Annotated in this window: 14 protein-coding genes; 6 read left to right on the forward strand and 8 right to left on the reverse strand. The window is 25.9% G+C overall.

Features of this window, described 5'->3' with window-relative positions; translation table 11 throughout:
- Positions 1–4: 4 nt before the first annotated feature.
- Entirely contained in the window at positions 5–2,755 is a 2,751-nt protein-coding gene (locus tag E6A48_RS09965) for a tetratricopeptide repeat protein (protein WP_219710070.1), read from the forward strand.
- A 9-nt stretch (positions 2,756–2,764) separates the two neighbouring features.
- On the opposite strand, the gene E6A48_RS09970 is transcribed toward E6A48_RS09965, so the two are convergent.
- The 4 genes from E6A48_RS09970 to E6A48_RS09990 form a co-directional block, all read right to left on the reverse strand.
- The gene (locus E6A48_RS09970) at positions 2,765–3,589 is read right to left on the reverse strand and encodes a pyridoxamine kinase (RefSeq protein ID WP_219710058.1); all 825 of its coding nucleotides are present in this window, start codon (positions 3,587–3,589) and stop codon (positions 2,765–2,767) included.
- A 35-nt stretch (positions 3,590–3,624) separates the two neighbouring features.
- The gene (locus tag E6A48_RS09975) at positions 3,625–3,852 is read right to left on the reverse strand and encodes a hypothetical protein (RefSeq protein WP_219710059.1); all 228 of its coding nucleotides are present in this window, start codon (positions 3,850–3,852) and stop codon (positions 3,625–3,627) included.
- 127 nt (positions 3,853–3,979) lie between these two features.
- Positions 3,980–5,035 carry a hypothetical protein gene (locus E6A48_RS12020; protein ID WP_258018600.1) on the reverse strand — a complete coding sequence of 352 codons (1,056 nt, stop codon included), beginning with the start codon at positions 5,033–5,035 and terminating at the stop codon, positions 3,980–3,982.
- Between the two features lie 135 nt (positions 5,036–5,170).
- A complete protein-coding gene (locus E6A48_RS09990; RefSeq protein WP_219710060.1) occupies positions 5,171–6,202 on the reverse strand; it encodes a hypothetical protein in 1,032 nt (343 codons plus the stop codon).
- 211 nt (positions 6,203–6,413) lie between these two features.
- Here E6A48_RS09990 and E6A48_RS09995 point away from each other — a divergent pair, with 211 nt between their 5' ends.
- From E6A48_RS09995 to fliD, 3 genes are all read left to right on the forward strand, one after another.
- The gene (locus tag E6A48_RS09995; protein ID WP_219710061.1) at positions 6,414–7,106 is read left to right on the forward strand and encodes a JAB domain-containing protein; all 693 of its coding nucleotides are present in this window, start codon (positions 6,414–6,416) and stop codon (positions 7,104–7,106) included.
- A 3-nt stretch (positions 7,107–7,109) separates the two neighbouring features.
- Positions 7,110–7,535 (forward strand): helix-turn-helix domain-containing protein, encoded by a 426-nt coding sequence (locus E6A48_RS10000; protein WP_219710062.1) that lies wholly within the window; start codon positions 7,110–7,112, stop codon positions 7,533–7,535.
- A 137-nt stretch (positions 7,536–7,672) separates the two neighbouring features.
- Positions 7,673–9,880, forward strand: coding sequence for a flagellar filament capping protein FliD (gene fliD / locus E6A48_RS10005; RefSeq protein ID WP_219710063.1), 2,208 nt, complete (start codon positions 7,673–7,675; stop codon positions 9,878–9,880).
- Here the strand turns inward: fliD and E6A48_RS10010 are convergent.
- The 4 genes from E6A48_RS10010 to E6A48_RS10025 all read right to left on the reverse strand — a co-directional run bounded on the left by E6A48_RS10010 (position 9,877) and on the right by E6A48_RS10025 (position 14,580).
- Positions 9,877–10,761 (reverse strand): DMT family transporter, encoded by an 885-nt coding sequence (locus E6A48_RS10010; protein ID WP_219710064.1) that lies wholly within the window; start codon positions 10,759–10,761, stop codon positions 9,877–9,879. The genes fliD and E6A48_RS10010 overlap by 4 nt on opposite strands.
- A gap of 52 nt (positions 10,762–10,813) precedes the next feature.
- Positions 10,814–12,448, reverse strand: coding sequence for an ankyrin repeat domain-containing protein (locus tag E6A48_RS10015; protein ID WP_219710065.1), 1,635 nt, complete (start codon positions 12,446–12,448; stop codon positions 10,814–10,816).
- 71 nt (positions 12,449–12,519) lie between these two features.
- The gene (mgtE, locus tag E6A48_RS10020; RefSeq protein WP_219710066.1) at positions 12,520–13,884 is read right to left on the reverse strand and encodes a magnesium transporter; all 1,365 of its coding nucleotides are present in this window, start codon (positions 13,882–13,884) and stop codon (positions 12,520–12,522) included.
- Positions 13,885–13,905: 21 nt separating this feature from the next.
- Complete coding sequence (locus E6A48_RS10025) at positions 13,906–14,580, reverse strand: hypothetical protein (RefSeq protein WP_219710067.1); 675 nt, start codon at positions 14,578–14,580, stop codon at positions 13,906–13,908.
- Positions 14,581–14,729: 149 nt separating this feature from the next.
- Between E6A48_RS10025 and E6A48_RS10030 the strand changes: the two genes are divergently transcribed.
- Both E6A48_RS10030 and E6A48_RS10035 read left to right on the forward strand, forming a co-directional pair.
- Positions 14,730–15,632, forward strand: a complete 903-nt coding sequence (locus tag E6A48_RS10030) for a hypothetical protein (protein ID WP_219710068.1) — start codon at positions 14,730–14,732, stop codon at positions 15,630–15,632.
- A 92-nt stretch (positions 15,633–15,724) separates the two neighbouring features.
- Positions 15,725–16,484: RtcB family protein (locus E6A48_RS10035; RefSeq protein WP_219710069.1), on the forward strand; the 760-nt coding region annotated here is incomplete at its 3' end.

Here is a 16,484-nt window from a genome sequence, read left to right on the forward strand (position 1 = left end):
TATTATGAAATTAATAAAGATACTACTAGCTATTTTTATGCTATATATTTCGGCATATTCCAAAGATATTTTACAATATTCTCAAAAAACCGTATCTGATAGAAATTTAGATATTAATATAGAAAATGTAAATATTATTACAAATGATTTTTTTAATAATGCAAATGAAGATATTAAAATAGATATTATAAATAAATTAAATGAAGCTAAATTATTAATAGGAGAGTATAAATATAATGAAGCTATTAATATTTGTAATTCATTAGAAGAAAGTTATAAAGATTATTATGATATTTATTATACTAGAGGACTTGCTTATTATAAACATGGAGATTTATATTATGCTTCTTTAGATTTTAGTAAGATTATAAATTGGTATATTAATGATAGAGAAGTGCATAAGAATATAGCAGATTTGTTTTATAAGATTAATGAGTATGAATATGCTTTAATAACTTACATATCTGCTTATAAAATATATAATGATAATTATTGGTTATATTTGGCTGGTGATATTGCTTTTAGAAATTTTGATATAAAAAGTGCTGAAAAATATTATAGCTTATGTATTCAAAATGGAAGTGATTATGGATATGAGGGGTTTGGAGATATTAGCATTTTTAAAAAGCAATATGATGATGCTCTAAATAATTATAATGTTGCTATTAGAGCAAATGCTTCTAATGATAATAATATAATTAGAATAAACTCTAAAATCTCAAATGCAACAGTACAAAAAGAGCTTTATGCTTGGGATAGTTTAATAATTTCTAATGATTATAGTAATGCTATTGGCAAATTAGATTCTCTTTCTAATTATACAAAAGATTATCCAGAAATAGAGCTTGCTTTAGCTAAGACTTATTTTAAAATGAAAAATTATAATGAATCTAAAGGAATGTTAAATAGATTTATAAGAAATAATAAAAACTTTGATGAGGCTTATGCTATACTTGCTCAAATATTTTTATATGAGGGTAAAGAGAGAGAGGCTATAGATATCTTAGAAGAGGGGTTAAAATATTCTTATAATAAACCTAGACTATATGAAACTCTTGCTAATATGCTTTATAATTATGGTTATTTATATTATCCAAATGAAATAATTTCTCAAATTGTTGGCTTTTATGATATATCTGATGAAAATAAAATAGAATATGCTAAATATTTGATATTTAAAAGAAAATATAAAAAAGCAAAAGAGATATTAGTTAGTATAGAAGCTTATAGAAACACTGTTGCTAATTTAAGTAAATCTATTGATTATAATATCACTCTTGATAGAGCTGATTATTTATATAATAATGGGCTTTATGTTGATGTTGTTAATTTAATGATGAATAACAAATTTGAAGGCTATGAAGAGCAGAGAAGGTTATGGTATATCGCAAGCAGCTATTCTAAATTGGGTTCTACAGATGAAGGCATAAAAATTTTAAAAAGGGCTTTTGATGATAATGTTATAAGTATTAATAATGTTATATTATTAAGAGAGCTTTTAGGTATAAGAGTAAAATCAAATGATATTTCTGATTATCAAAAAGAGATATACCTTACAGATATAAAATCTACTTTGTTTTGGGAAGATGATTTAAAATTTAACACTTCTCTTATTACTGATAAAGTATTTGAATATTTAAAATTTGATAGATACGATGATGCTATTAATTATATAGATGGTCTTAGAAATATTAATACCAAAGACCCTTATATAAAAAAGATAAACTCTATAATATATGGATATTATGCTTCATATTTATATAATACAAAAGAATATGATAAATCAAAAAATATTGCCAATTTAGCTATGAGAATTAATAGAGAGAATTATGATGCTATAGCTATAAAAAATAAAATATATATTGATTCTTATTTAGCTTCTATGGGTAATTATAATAATGTTAATGGGTATGTTAAGTTTTCTGATGTTAGAAGAGAGGTTTTAAGGATAGCACCTGCTTATATGAATAATGTTATAGCTTTGGCAGAATCATTGGCATATGAATATGATAACAGTGCTTATGATATGACTTATAATATTTTTAAGTATGTTAATGTTGCTGGGGCGAAAGATGCTATTTTAGGAAGAATATATAGTAAAAGCAGATTATATGGATATTCTATTAATGCTTTTGATAGGGCTTCTAAATATATGGATGTAGATTTACTTTGGAAGGTAGATAGTATTATTAATGTTTCATCTTATCCTTTATCTTTATTTAATTTAAACAAAGAATATGAATCTGACAGAGATTTTTATGCATTATCAAAATTAAATGTTAAACTAGGTAACAATACTGCTGCTATGAGATATGCTAATAAAGCTGTTTTAATTAATGGTGATAATCTTGACTATTTATATCAAATATCTTATATAAATGAAATAACAGGAAATACTCGTGAAGCATTAGAGGGTTATGAGAATATTATTAGCATTAATAAAAATCAGGCAGCTGCTAATTATAGGGCTTCTGTTGTAGCATTAAATTATTTTAGAGATTTTGTTAAGGCTCAAAAATATGCTTTAAATTATATTGCCCTTCTTCCTGATGATGGAAGCGGATATGCTTTACTTGCTAGAATATACAAATTGAGAGCTGAAAGTTATATAGATAGAAATACAAATACTCTTCTAAAAGAATCTTTACAGCTATATAAAACAGCATTAAATAAATCTGTTTGGGGTAAAGATATGATTGATAAAAAGTATATCGAAAAAGAAATAGAAGATATATTAAATAAACTATTAAAATAAATTTAAAAATTAGAACAAATCTTTTAGCAGATGAAGTCGTTTTTCTATAGATATGCCATATACTCTATTATCATCTTCTTTTACAGAAAATTCTATTGCTGTATATATGAATTGTGTTGCTTTTTTTAATGAGTCTTCTATAGAATAGTCATTTAATATATATCCTAATAATGCAGAAGCAAAAGCATCACCTGTACCAGGTATTGCTATATTTATTTTATCAAAGTAACTTGTTATAATACTATTGCTTTTTCTATTGTATGCTAGAGAACCGAATTGATTATCTTTTTCTACACTTGTTACAATTATATTCTCTGATGTCTTACTTGATAATTCTTTAGCCATTTCTATTACATTTTCTTCTGTGTATTTTTTTCTTGGGTCTTTCCCTAAAAGTAAACATAATTCTGTTATATTAGGCGTTACTATTGTAGCATATTTTAATATTCTTTTAAGTGATTCTATGTGTTTTTCAGTCATAGAAGAATATAGTTTACCATTATCTCCTAATATTGGATCTAATAATATAATTTTTATTTTGAAATATTCTATTATATCTATTACTATATCTACTTGTTCATCAGAAGCAAGCCAGCCTATATATAAAGCATCAAATTTTGCTTCTCTCTTTTTTAATTCATTTACTATTTGTTTTAATTGTGATGTTAAATCAAAAGCACAAAAAGATTCAAAAGCAGTATGATTTGAAAGTAATACTGTTATTAGAGGAGATACTTTTATACCAAAAGCAGAAAGAACAGGTATATTAACTGTTAGAGAAGCTTTTCCATAAGAACATATATCGTTTATAAGAAGTACATTACAATCTTTCATTATTTTTTCTTTTACTCAATTTGATTTTTATAATTTTATTCTTTAAATATAATTAAGCTGTCTTCATCAGATAATACTTTAAAACCAGATATTTGAGCATAATAGGCAAACTCTTTTAATGTTAAACCATATCTATCATCTATCTCGTCTTTGCTTATTTTAAATTTTTTACTTCCACGCATAAATGCTGAGAATTCAAAACTATCTTTTCCAAACTTTCTTTCTACTTCAACAAGAAAAGGATTTTTACTTGCTTTTTTCATTAAATATTTCTCCAAAATAACTTATAAAAATAATATCATATATTTTTTATTTTATCAATGATAATTTAATAATTTTGTTAAAAAACTTTATTGATTAATTATGCATAAAAAATAGCATTTTTTAATATTATTTTCTTGTTAAATTTATAGTTTTAAGGCTATGAGGATTATAATAAACTGCGTTTCTTTTGTCATCACTAAATATTATCTTATGCTCTTTATTATTGCTAGTACTATTATTTTTATATTCATATACTATTAATTGATTACCTTGAAGTAGGGCAGTTCCATTAATATAACTATATCCTCCATTAGGAAGTTTGGTACCTATATATACATAATTATTTTCTACATACAATGTTACATAATCACCATAATATTGTCCGACATAATCTCTGAGTAAATCTGAACGTTTTAAAGTGTCTAATTCATTTTTTATAACATCATCTATTAATACACTTCCTTCTACTATTCTATCATCTTTTAGTATGTAGTTTTTTTCTATTTTGCTTGTTCCCTCACTATATTTCATTACTAGTATGTTATTTTTTAGGATAAACTGAGGATTTAATTGTTTAATACTAGAGTCTGCATATATTTGTCCTTGTTCATCTATAGAAAACAAATATTCTTTAGATGTTGTATTAACCCAAATATAATAACTGCCAGAATATGTTTTTAACTCTTTTATAGTTCCTACTAGTTCATTTTGAAGTATAAGAGAAGAGTCTTTATTATATACTTTTTTTACACTAGTTGTCATTTTATCTTCATAAAAATCAAATATTTCAACTCTTGAATTTTTCTCATTAATATCATCAGATAATTCATTGCCCATTATTTCTATTTGCAATTTATTTAAAAATAATGTTTTTACTCCGAATTTTTGTGATACTTTTTCATCATATACAATTCCATTTTCAACTATTACTTTTATGGTTCTATTAGTTATATTATTGTTATCTATAGTTTCCAAATAATATCTTCCGCTATATTTTTTTAAATAATCCGATATTTTTATTGGATCAGTTATGATTTCATTAGTAAGAGGAGGGGTATCTACAATTACTTCATCTATTACAGTTCCATCTCCTATATAAATATTTGTATTTGGATTTGTAGTAGAGTTAGTACAAGAAATAACAAGTAATGTTATAATAAGAACTAATATAATTTTATTCATAAAACACCTCATTTGATATTATTTTTTAATAAAATTATATAAATTTATATATTAATAAGTTTATATATAATTATCAAAAAAGCAATGTACTATATGTTGTTTTGGGTATATTTAGTGCTTTTATATAAAATATTTTTAGTTTTGTTTATTTAATATAACAGTACCTCCATTATCTGGTTTTGTATATGTGGCTTTATTATCCCCAAATACAAATTTATGTTCTTTTGTAGGATACTTAGAGGAGTATTGATAAAGAATTAAAGTGTTTCCAGTCATAACAGGTGTAAATGTAGTATATCTATCAAGGCTGCTTAATTTTATTTCATTAGAACTAACAGTTAAAGTTATACTACTAGTTCCATCTTGTCCTATATATGTACCATTATATGTACTGAATAAATCATATCTTTTTAAAGCTTCATATTGCAGCTGGTCATTTATCCAAGAATTTCCAAAAATTAATTTATCATCATAAAAATGTAATTCTTGTTTTATTTTAGTTCCTCCTATTTTAGTGTATGTAATAGTGAGCACTTGATTTATTATAGATGCAGTTGAATATGTTATATTTAAATTATCATCTATATATATTTGTCCGTTATTATCTATGAGTATATAATATTTTTTTGTATCATCATAATCATAATAATAATAATTTCCAGTATATTGTTTTAATTCCTCAATAGCTTCTCCTATTTTATATGAATAGCCACTTTGTGCTAAATATGAATCTTTATGAAATATGGCATTTGCAAATAAGTATATATTTTGATTGGTAGCAAAATTAAAAGTAAACATTTCATCATTTTTATCATAACCGCTTCCTCCTGTAGTTTTTCCAGGTATATATATTTGTAATTTAGTACCAAATAATGTTCTTGTACCAGTTACTTCTGTACCGTATTCTGTATGTATTTGATTATTTTCTATAATGTATCTCAAATCAAGACTTTCATCCTCATATTTTGAGTAATATATTCCTTTATGTTCTTCTATAAATGAAGATATTTGTGCTGGGTCAGTAATAGCTTTTTCTTTTTCTATTACACTTCCTCCGCCCCAAAGAAGTATTAGGTATTCTATATCAAATGGAGTTGTTGAATCTGATGTACAAGATATTAAAAATAAATTGATAATTGTTGCTATAATAATTAGTTTTTTTTTCATAGTTTACTCCAAAACTCTATATAAAAAAATGATATAGCTATTGTATAAAAAGTCAATATTTTATCTAATGGTTATGATAAAAAAATAAATAAATATATTTTTTAAGTGGAAATTATGAATTAAATATTGTTTTAATTTATTTAATTTTGGCTTATTTTAAAAAAATATTTGTTTAACTATAGGCAATACTTAATTTTAAGGATATATTAATATGTTTATTGACAATGATTTTATTTTAAATCCAAATTATGAAAGCCTTAGTTTGAAAAAAGAAAAAGAAATAGTATCATATTTACTTTCTAATGGTATATCTTTAAATAGTGCAAATATCATAACAGATAAACTCTATTATAAGTTTCATAATTTATATAATATAGTAAATTCTGATGAAAAAGAGCTTCTACAAATTAAAGGTATTACTTCAAAAAAGGTTTTTATATTAAAAAATATACCAATGCTTTTGGAATGTTTTTTGATGAATAGTTTGAAAAGCGATAGTTTAGAGCTTAAAAAGAAGGACTTAATAAATTATCTTATTATAAAGTTTGGAAGACTTAAATTTGAAGCTTTTTCTATAATATGTTTAGATATTAACAAACGGCTAATTTCCATAGAACAAATATTTAGAGGAACTATAGATTCTGCTACTATTTATCCTAGAGATTTAGTTGAGAAGGCATTATCATTAGGTTCTAGTTATGTCATATTATCTCATAATCATCCATCTGGTATAGCAAAACCTTCAAAGGCAGATATTGAAATAACAGAAATAATATATAAAGCATTTTTTATGGTTAATATTAAAGTGTTAGACCATATTATAATAGCAGGTAATCTTCATTATAGTTTTAGAGAAAATGGCATATTAGATAAATATAAAGATAGTATAAGTGTAGGAGTATGATAAATGGATAAAAATAATTTAAAGAAACATTTTTTTAAGAGTATGATATCAGATTGCAAAGATGAAAATAAAAATATTGATAAAGATAATAATGAACTATCTTTTTTATCTGATATTGGCAGCAGAATAAGAATTATAAGGAAGTCTCAAAATAGAACTATATCATATATAGCTGATATGGCAAAAATATCTCCAAAATATTTACAAGGTGTAGAAGTTGGAAAAAGAAATATATCTATTACTAATTTGAATAAGATTGCTAAAGTATTAAATATACCTATATCTTTGCTTCTTTGTAATGAAGAAATAGGAGGAATAGAAAAAAACAAAAAGTTATTATCTATTGCTATGAAATTAAAAGATTATTCTATTGAAGAGTTAGAGAATATGGATAATATTATCAATGATATAAGAAAAATTGAGGAATAATTTTTTTAATATTATGCTAACTATATTTAACATTATACCGAAATATTTTATATATTTAAATAAGAAAAACATATATTTTACATATTATATGTATTTAAGTTTTTAATTATATATAAAAAATTAGGGGAATTTTATATATGGCTACTAGTGATGCTTTTCTTCAAGATGTTTATCAAAATGCAGTAGATGCTGAAGTTAATAAAAGAAGTCTTACTCTTTCAAACCTTGCTGATAATGCTAAAAATTATCAGAGAGAAATATCTGCTTATGAAGATTTAAAAAACAGATTAAATATATTAACTACTACATCTAAAGAGTTATATGGTTTTCGTTCTCCTTTTAAAAATTATGTTGGTACAGGGGAGGGAGTTCCAGATTATTTTACAGTATCTGCTAACAGACTTGCAAGCACAACTACTTATGATATAGAAATTAAAGAATTAGCAAATAGTCAGAAATTCTCTTCAAAAGCATATAATATGAATGATACTCTTCCTGCTGGTGTTATTAAATTAAAAATAGCAGAAGATGAATATACTATAGATTTTGCAGGCGGAAGCTTAGTTAATTTGCAAAAAACTTTAGAAAAAGCATTCGGCAAAAAAATAAAAACAACAATTACGCAAAAGTCAAAAAATCTTCAAGTTCTCACTATAGACTTAGTTAAAACAGGCTCTAAAAATATAGTTGAAGTTGTAAGCGATGATTCGGGTATATTAAAACAGCTCAATATGTTTACGAGAAGACCTTATAGATATTTAGGTCATATATTTAATGAGAGTTTAATAAATAAATGGAAAGATGAATCTGATAATTTAACTACAAATTATATGATAAAGAATGATTTTATTGTATTAAAAGGTGTAAATAAATTATCAATGCCTTTACATAGAGAGGCTGAAGCTAATGAAAATATTACTATTTCTATTACAGCAAGAGCATCTGACACTTTAGATGATGTTGAAGAAGAAGCTCCTATAATGCCTCCTACTGTTGATTTGTCTATACCAGATACAGGACTTACTTTCAATAAAATAGATAGTGTAATATATAAAGATGTTGAGCTTTATGGGGAAGGTTTATCACCTGCGGATAGTTCTAGAACATTTGAGGATATAAAGAAATATAAAGAAGCACTTGAAGCAGAGAGGGCTGCTAAAAAAGATGTTGAAGCTGAAGCACCTCAGGCAATAGATGCTACAGGATTTAATTCTGAGATAATAGGAGTTAAATATATCAATAAGGCAGGAGATGAAGTTGAAAAATTCTTTGCTTTGCCTACTATTAGTTCAACTTGGCAGAGATTAAATATACCTATAGGAAGTCAGTTTGAAGAGGGTGATGTTATTACCCAGGTAGTTCTTATAAATAAAAATGAAGGGTACAATATTTTTTATAAGGATTTATTGGTTGAAGATATGGGTAGGGAAGAGGACGCTCCAAATTATTTAATATCAGAGGCAACTGATGCTAGGGCTTCTGTTGATGGTATAGACGTGCTTAGCGAAAGCAATGAGTTTAAAGATGTGGTAGATGGTCTTAATATCACAGCTATAAAACCTACACCAGAGGCATTTGCTACTACTATAGAAGTAGATAAAGAGGGAGTAGTAGATGCTATAGTTAATTTTGTAAGTGCTTATAATGATGTTATAGATTTACTTAATGATACTACTCATATGCCTTTAAACAATGATGTAATGGAAAGTTTAGAGACTATGAGCAGAACCGATATGATAGATTTAGCAAATACATTGGGAGTTACATTTGACCCTGAGCTTAGTGATACTGCTTTAAGAAAGAAATTATATTATATTGGTGTATTTAGCGGTAACACTTTAGTTAATAATATATCACAAAGAATGAAATCTATTATAGCTGCTTCTTATGAAACAGAATATGGTGAGGAGTTAGCTTTATTAGACCAAATTGGCATTAACAGAGGAAATGCTGGTGAGGATTGGTCTGTAGTTAAAAAGGGATATTTACAGATAGATGAAGAGAAGTTTATGAATAAGATAGAAACTCAGATGGACGGTATAGAAGAGCTGTTTGCTAATGATACTTCAGGAGATGATATACCGGATACTGGAGTTGCTTATGCTATGAATGATTTTGTAACTCCTTATTCACAGACTAGAGGAATAGTTGAAAATAGTATTGCTATGACAAAAAGCCGTCTTGATGATAATAAAAAGCGTATGGATGCTGAAAAAGATAGAATAGAAGAGTATAGACAACAGAGATTAGCCTCTTACTATAGAATGCAATCAGAATTACAGCAAGCTGAACGTGAGAGAAAAAGACTTGAGTCTATGCAAAACCAAAATAATGGCGGAAATTAACTTTTTTTAATATTGCTTCCTATTTCGCATATAAAGATTGCTGATATTATAAAGACTCCTCCTAAAATTGTTTTTAAGTTAATAGTGTCTTGCATAAATATAATACCACATAAAGCTCCTAAAAATGACTCCAAACTTAATATTATACCAGTTTTATGAGGAGATACATACTTTTGTGAAACAGTTTGAAGCAAATAAGCTATTGCAGTTGCCCCTATTGCTAAATATAAAAATGAATATATAGTTTCATTAGATAAAGCTGAAATATTTAAAGGTGTTTTGGTTATAAAACCTAGTATTAATGATATGCTTCCAGCAACTAATAATTGTAAAGAAGCCATTTTTATACCATTAACTTTTGATATTACAGCATCTATTAATACCAAGTGAACAGCAAAAGCTACAGCACATAATATTGCAAATAAGTCCCCAACTTTTATACTTTTTATTCCATCTACTGATGTGAGCAAATATAAACCTATTAATGTTATAAATGCTGCAATAAATGCTGCTATATGAGGCTTCTTTTTATATACTATCCAAGTAAAAAAAGGCACTAATATAACATAAGCCCCTGTAAAAAATGCTATTTTTGATGCAGTTATAAATTGAGCACTAATAGTCTGCAGCCAAAAACCAAAAAATAAAGTTATACCAACAGGTAAGCTCAATAAAATATCTCTTTTAGTTGTAGTTCTTGTAATTTTAAAAAATATTAAAAATAAAAATATTCCACCAAAAAAATTCCTAAAACCAACAAGATAAAAAGGAGCTAGTTCATTTACAACAACTTTGACAGCAACAAAACTATATCCCCATATTAATGCAGTTAAAAAAAGTCCAATACTTCCTAATTTTTCTTTATTATTTTTATTTATCATATTAATAAAAGTCCTAATATATTATTTTTGATTTGTGATTAAAAATATTTATTTAAAATTTACTTTGAATAAAATCTATTATTTTTTTATTTCCTTTATCTTTTGCTAGATTATACTCTTGTTGAAAATTATAATTTGGATAATTTATTTTATAAAAGTTTATAATTAATTCACATATTTCAAAGTTATTTTTTATTATTGCAATCTCTAAAGCAGTACGACATTGAGAGTTTTTTTCTTTAATACAAATACCCTTAGAAAGCAAATAAGCAACTACTTCTATTTTTTCATTATCAGTTGCTATTATCAATGCTGTTTCATTATTTTTACTTTTTTCTAACAATATATCTGGATATGCTTTTAATGTATATTCAATAATATCCATATATCCCTTTGCACAAGCAAACATAAAAGGATTCCAGCCATTTTTATCTTTTTCTTTTATATCCATTCCTTTTTGTATTAAATATTTAACAGATTTTAAATTATCATATATTACAGCCCACATTAAAAGACTAATATTTTCTTTTTTGTTTTTTAGAGTTAAACCATTATGAAGTAAAAGCTCGATAATTGTTATATTTCCGCTCATTGCAGCATGTGCAAGAGCATTTCTTCCTAAATTATCTACTAATTTAACATTAGCATCATTATCTAAAAGTTTTTTTACTACTTCAATATCTCCAACACTTGTAGCATGCATTAATGGTGTTATATCATCATCATCAGGCATATTAATATCAACATTATAACTAATTAAAAGTTCAATAATATCTTTATTTGATGTTTCTATAGCATATATTAAAGCCGATTTGCCTTCATCGGATATTCCATTAGGGGATATTCCATTCATAAGCAAATATTCAACTACATCTTTATGACCCCCAGAAGAGGCAAGAGCTATAGCTTTTGGAGCATCTTTTTTAGATGTGTCAAAAAAATACCTAACGATATCTAAATGTCCATTATGTGCTGCCGATATAAAAGCACTAGAAAATATATTTTCTTTTCTATAATCTTTTAATTTTGAATGTATATAATGCACAAGTGATAAATTTCCGCTAATGGAAGCTGTTGTAAGAGCATATCTTGGTATTTCTAATTGTTGTTTATTTAAAATATATTCTACTATGTCTATATTCCCGCTAGATATTGCATAATGCAGCACATTCTCTTCATATATGTCGCACTCATCAAGTTTAGCACCATTATCAACTAAAAATTTCACAGCCTCATAATTTGATAATTGGCAAGAATACATAATAGGAGTAATATGTACATCAGTTTTAGCATTAATATCAGCTTTATTTTCTACTAATAATTTTATTATATCAGTATAATTAGAAGAAGAGGCATAATGTAAAGCTGTTGTATTGTTAACATCTTTTTTGTTAACATCAGCATTATTTTCTATAAGAATTTTTACCACATCATAATGACCATTAGCAGCTGCACTCATTAAAGGAGTTATAAACAATTTATCTGATTTATTTACATCAGCACCTGCTTTAATAAGCATTTCTACTATTTTTGCATAACCAAATTTCGCAGCATGCATTAAAGGAGTAAGTCCTAATACATTTTCTAAATTAATATTTATATCTTTATTTTTCAATAAAATTTCTAAAGCAAGAACATCATTATTAGCTGAAGCTTCATGTAATTCTATTTCTATTTCTCTCATCATAAATGAATATACCTTTTATTATTTTCTATATTATATAATATATTATAAAAACATCAAATTATAATAATTTTTTATTTAGCTAATATGTAAAAAACTATAGTAGCTATAGAACAATATATACCAGCCCCAGCAATATCACATATAGAAGTTAATACAGGAGCACCACTTATAGCAGGGTCTAATTTGCATTTAGTTAATATAAAAGGCAAAGTTAAACCAATAATACTTCCAATAAAAACTATACTAAACATAGATATGCTCACTATTATAGCTATCTCAAATCCGCCCCTTATAACTCCTAATATACTGGCACCCAATGCCATACTTAATCCTAATATAGAAGAAACTAATACTTCTTTTGAAAGCAAATATATCCAATCCTTTAATACAACATCTCCTATAGCAAGAGAGCGTATAACCAAAGTTGCAGATTGACTTCCTGCATTACCTCCGCTTCCTATTAATAACGGTAAAAATGCTACCAATACTATATGCTTTTGCAATGTGTTTTGAAATATGCTTATAACACCGCCAGAAAATAAATTAACAAATACTAAAGCTAAAAGCCATAATATTCTTTTTTTGTACATTGTAAATATTGGTGTAATTTTTAGATTATCATCAAATTGATTGTCATCGGAAGTGATACCTGCCATTTTGTGGAAATCTTCTGTATATTCCTCTTCTGCAATATCTAATATATCATCTACAGTTACAATTCCAACCATAGAGTGTTTATTGTCTATAACTGCTAATGAATGCAAATTATATTTTTTTATAATTTCTATTGCATTTTCTTTATCTTCATATGCTAATATATATGGACAATTATTAACTATATCTCCTATAAGCATTTTTTGTCCGCTAAAAAATAATTGTCTTAAAGCAATAGAGCCTATTAAAGTTCTTTTATTATCTAATACATATATTGTAGTATAAGTTTCTGCATCTTCTATATTGCTTCTAACATATTCAAAAGCCTCTTCAACTGTCCAATCTGGTTTTATGCTTATATATTCAGGCGTCATCATACGTCCAATACTGCCTTCTGGATATGACAACAACAAAGAAGCTATCTCTCTCTCTTCACTTCCAAGTAGTTTTAATATATTTTTAGACATATCTTCATCTATAGATTCTAAAAATGAAGTTCTGTCATCTGGACTAATATTCTCAAGTAATTCTTTTATTTCCTCATCAGTCATACTTTCTATAATATGTTGTTGATCTATAGAAACTAATTCTGGAAAAACTTTTATAGAATATTCTTTTGGAAGAGTTTTAAATATATTAATTTTGTCTTCAAGTTTTTTGATAGAAGTAATTAAATCTGCAGTTTCTGCTTCCTGCCAGAGAGATAGTATTTCACTAATATCTTCCCATTGATTTTGTTCTATTAGGTCTTCTATTTCCGGCAATAACAATTCTTTTAGCATTTTTTATTTTCCAACTATATATTAATAATCACTAGAACCTACTAAATAAGCACCTACTTGAAAACCAAAATCAAATGAAGATATATTATATCTTGAATAATTTGGTATTTTTTGATTTATATTGAAGTCATAATTAAAATATAATCCAGCTGCTAATGCTGAGAAGCTATTTAAATAATATCTAAAATCTATTGTAAATTTTATATATGGTATATAAGCATTATAAAAATTTTCTTTAATTTTATCATAGTTATAAGTAATTTTATTATTAGCATTTTGTATATTTGCTTGAAGCGGTAATTTTACTCCAGAGCCTATTCCTAAAGATAAAAATAAAATCGATACCCTTGCCATACCGCCAAGATTTAAAGTGTCAAAATTATATGAAACAAGATTTCCATTATTAGCGGTATCTCTAAAGTTGTAAGAACTTCTGTAATAACCAATATCAGCGAGTACATCGACACCAATTAATCCAGAAAAGTCATAAAAATATCCAGGCTGAAGGAGTACTCCAAAATCAAAAGCACCTGAAGATTTTAATGAATCAATTTTTTTACCATCAGAGTTTCTTATATCTGTGAAAGCAAAACTTCCAGTAAGCGGTACAAATAAAGCAGCTCCGCCACCATGTCTTGCAAATGCTGTTGAAGTTACTATAAATAATACACAAAATAATACGAATAATTTTTTCATAAAACACTCTCTAAATAAGCAACTATATATATTACTATATAATAAAACTATATAATGTCAATTTTTTATTATTAAAAAACTTGTTAAAAATATTAGCTTATAATAAAATAATGAAAAAATAAATAATAATAATAATAATAATAATAGCTATGAAAAAAATATATATAATTACAATACTTTTTTTAACTTTTTCTTTTTTATTATATTCGCAAGATGCAGTATCAAACGATTATAGTTTTACAAATCCTTTTCGTGTTTATGATGTTGATAAATATTATGTTGGTTGGCAGGATCCTAGAGCTTTTATAGGAAGATTACTTTTTGCCAAAAATTTTGATGTTAATAAAAACTTAATGGCAATGGATAATAAAGCTGATTGGGATTTTAAATCTGTTTCTATTTATATAGAAGGAAGGCTTGCCAGTGAGATAATGTTTTATAGAAACAAATATTTTTCTGTGGGGATGGCAGCTGGAATGGATATATCTATACTTGGAAGAAGTAGCGGTCTTTTTGATGTTTATGATTTTTCTGGACAGTTTGCTTTGTTTACAGATTTGTGGCTTCAAAATATTGCAGGAATTAACATGAAGATAAGGTTTATTCCTGTATATCATCAATCTACGCATTTAGTTGATGGATTTAAAGGAGATTATAAGATTAGAAGCGGAAGCAGTTATGAGTTTGCTTCACTTGCTGCATACTATTATATAAAAAACTTTACTGTGTATTTAGGAGCTGAATTATCTTATAATGCCGTAGGAAATAGTCCTCAGCTTTTTAGAGTGCATACTGGTTTAGATTATAGATTACCTCTTTATAAAGATATTATTAATTTTATAGCAGGTATTAATGGCGGAGCTATACTCGATAAAAAAGATAGGTTAGGGCTTATAAAAGAGCCTTGGCATGGATATGTTAATGTTGGTGTAGGTATAGAGTTCTATAGATTTACTGTTGCTTTGAAATATGGATTTGGTAAGCCTAGAGGAGCTTCTAGTTATTTTGGATACGAAAATAAAATAGGGCTAGAGATAAGTTTACTTTTCTAATACAAAAAAACAATTTTCTAAAAACTACTTTTCTTTTTGTAGTATAGTTTTTTGTATATGATATAACATAAAAATAATATAGGATATATTTTATGATAGAGTTAAAAGGAAAATATAATAAAGACTGCAAAGTTTTCACTGATAATATTGACGAAGAATCTTATTCTATAATATATAAAATATTAAATGAAAAAGCTAGTGAAAATGTAAAAATAAGAATTATGCCTGATACTCATTTAGGTAAAGGAATAGTTGTTGGTTTTACTATGCCTCTTACTGACAGAGTAAACCCTTTTCATATAGGTGTTGATATAGGCTGTGGAATGCTTACTTCAAAATTAAGTGATGAAATAAAATATATATCACTAGAAGAAATTGATAAAACTATAAAACAAAATATTCCAATGGGACAAAGTACTCATAAAAAAAGTTTTAATACTCTTTTTAATTTTAAAGAACTAAATGAACTCATAAGAAATTTTATAATTAATTATAATAAAAGATTTAATACAAATTATAAGGTTTTTGAAATAGATAATGAATATATAGAAAATCTATGCAAAAAAGTAGAAATTGATTTGGAAAAATTTTATAACTCCATAGGCACGCTTGGAGGAGGAAATCATTTTATAGAAATAGGTAAATCCTCAAATAATGATTATTATATGACTATACATTCAGGCTCTAGAAATTTCGGTAATCAAGTTTGCCGATATCATGCTAAAATAGCTAAAAATAATGAAGACTGTTATTTACAAGACAAAGATATGTTTGATTATTTAATTGATATGGTAATAGCACAGTATTATGCCAAAATAAACAGAGAAACAATGATTCAAATTATAAAAGATT

It is taken from the genome of Brachyspira pilosicoli (assembly GCF_019402445.1).
GTDB classification, from domain to species: Bacteria; Spirochaetota; Brachyspiria; order Brachyspirales; family Brachyspiraceae; genus Brachyspira; species Brachyspira pilosicoli_B.

What these genes read in the sequence shown, in the direction of transcription:
- E6A48_RS09965 (WP_219710070.1), top strand. Translation starts at nt 5, where the DNA reads ATGAAATTAATAAAGATACTACTAGCTATTTTTATGCTATATATTTCG.
- E6A48_RS09970 (WP_219710058.1), bottom strand. Translation starts at nt 3,589, where the DNA reads ATGAAAGATTGTAATGTACTTCTTATAAACGATATATGTTCTTATGGA.
- E6A48_RS09975 (WP_219710059.1), bottom strand. Translation starts at nt 3,852, where the DNA reads ATGAAAAAAGCAAGTAAAAATCCTTTTCTTGTTGAAGTAGAAAGAAAG.
- E6A48_RS12020 (WP_258018600.1), bottom strand. Translation starts at nt 5,035, where the DNA reads ATGAATAAAATTATATTAGTTCTTATTATAACATTACTTGTTATTTCT.
- E6A48_RS09990 (WP_219710060.1), bottom strand. Translation starts at nt 6,202, where the DNA reads ATGAAAAAAAAACTAATTATTATAGCAACAATTATCAATTTATTTTTA.
- E6A48_RS09995 (WP_219710061.1), top strand. Translation starts at nt 6,414, where the DNA reads ATGTTTATTGACAATGATTTTATTTTAAATCCAAATTATGAAAGCCTT.
- E6A48_RS10000 (WP_219710062.1), top strand. Translation starts at nt 7,110, where the DNA reads ATGGATAAAAATAATTTAAAGAAACATTTTTTTAAGAGTATGATATCA.
- fliD (WP_219710063.1), top strand. Translation starts at nt 7,673, where the DNA reads ATGGCTACTAGTGATGCTTTTCTTCAAGATGTTTATCAAAATGCAGTA.
- E6A48_RS10010 (WP_219710064.1), bottom strand. Translation starts at nt 10,761, where the DNA reads ATGATAAATAAAAATAATAAAGAAAAATTAGGAAGTATTGGACTTTTT.
- E6A48_RS10015 (WP_219710065.1), bottom strand. Translation starts at nt 12,448, where the DNA reads ATGATGAGAGAAATAGAAATAGAATTACATGAAGCTTCAGCTAATAAT.
- mgtE (WP_219710066.1), bottom strand. Translation starts at nt 13,884, where the DNA reads ATGCTAAAAGAATTGTTATTGCCGGAAATAGAAGACCTAATAGAACAA.
- E6A48_RS10025 (WP_219710067.1), bottom strand. Translation starts at nt 14,580, where the DNA reads ATGAAAAAATTATTCGTATTATTTTGTGTATTATTTATAGTAACTTCA.
- E6A48_RS10030 (WP_219710068.1), top strand. Translation starts at nt 14,730, where the DNA reads ATGAAAAAAATATATATAATTACAATACTTTTTTTAACTTTTTCTTTT.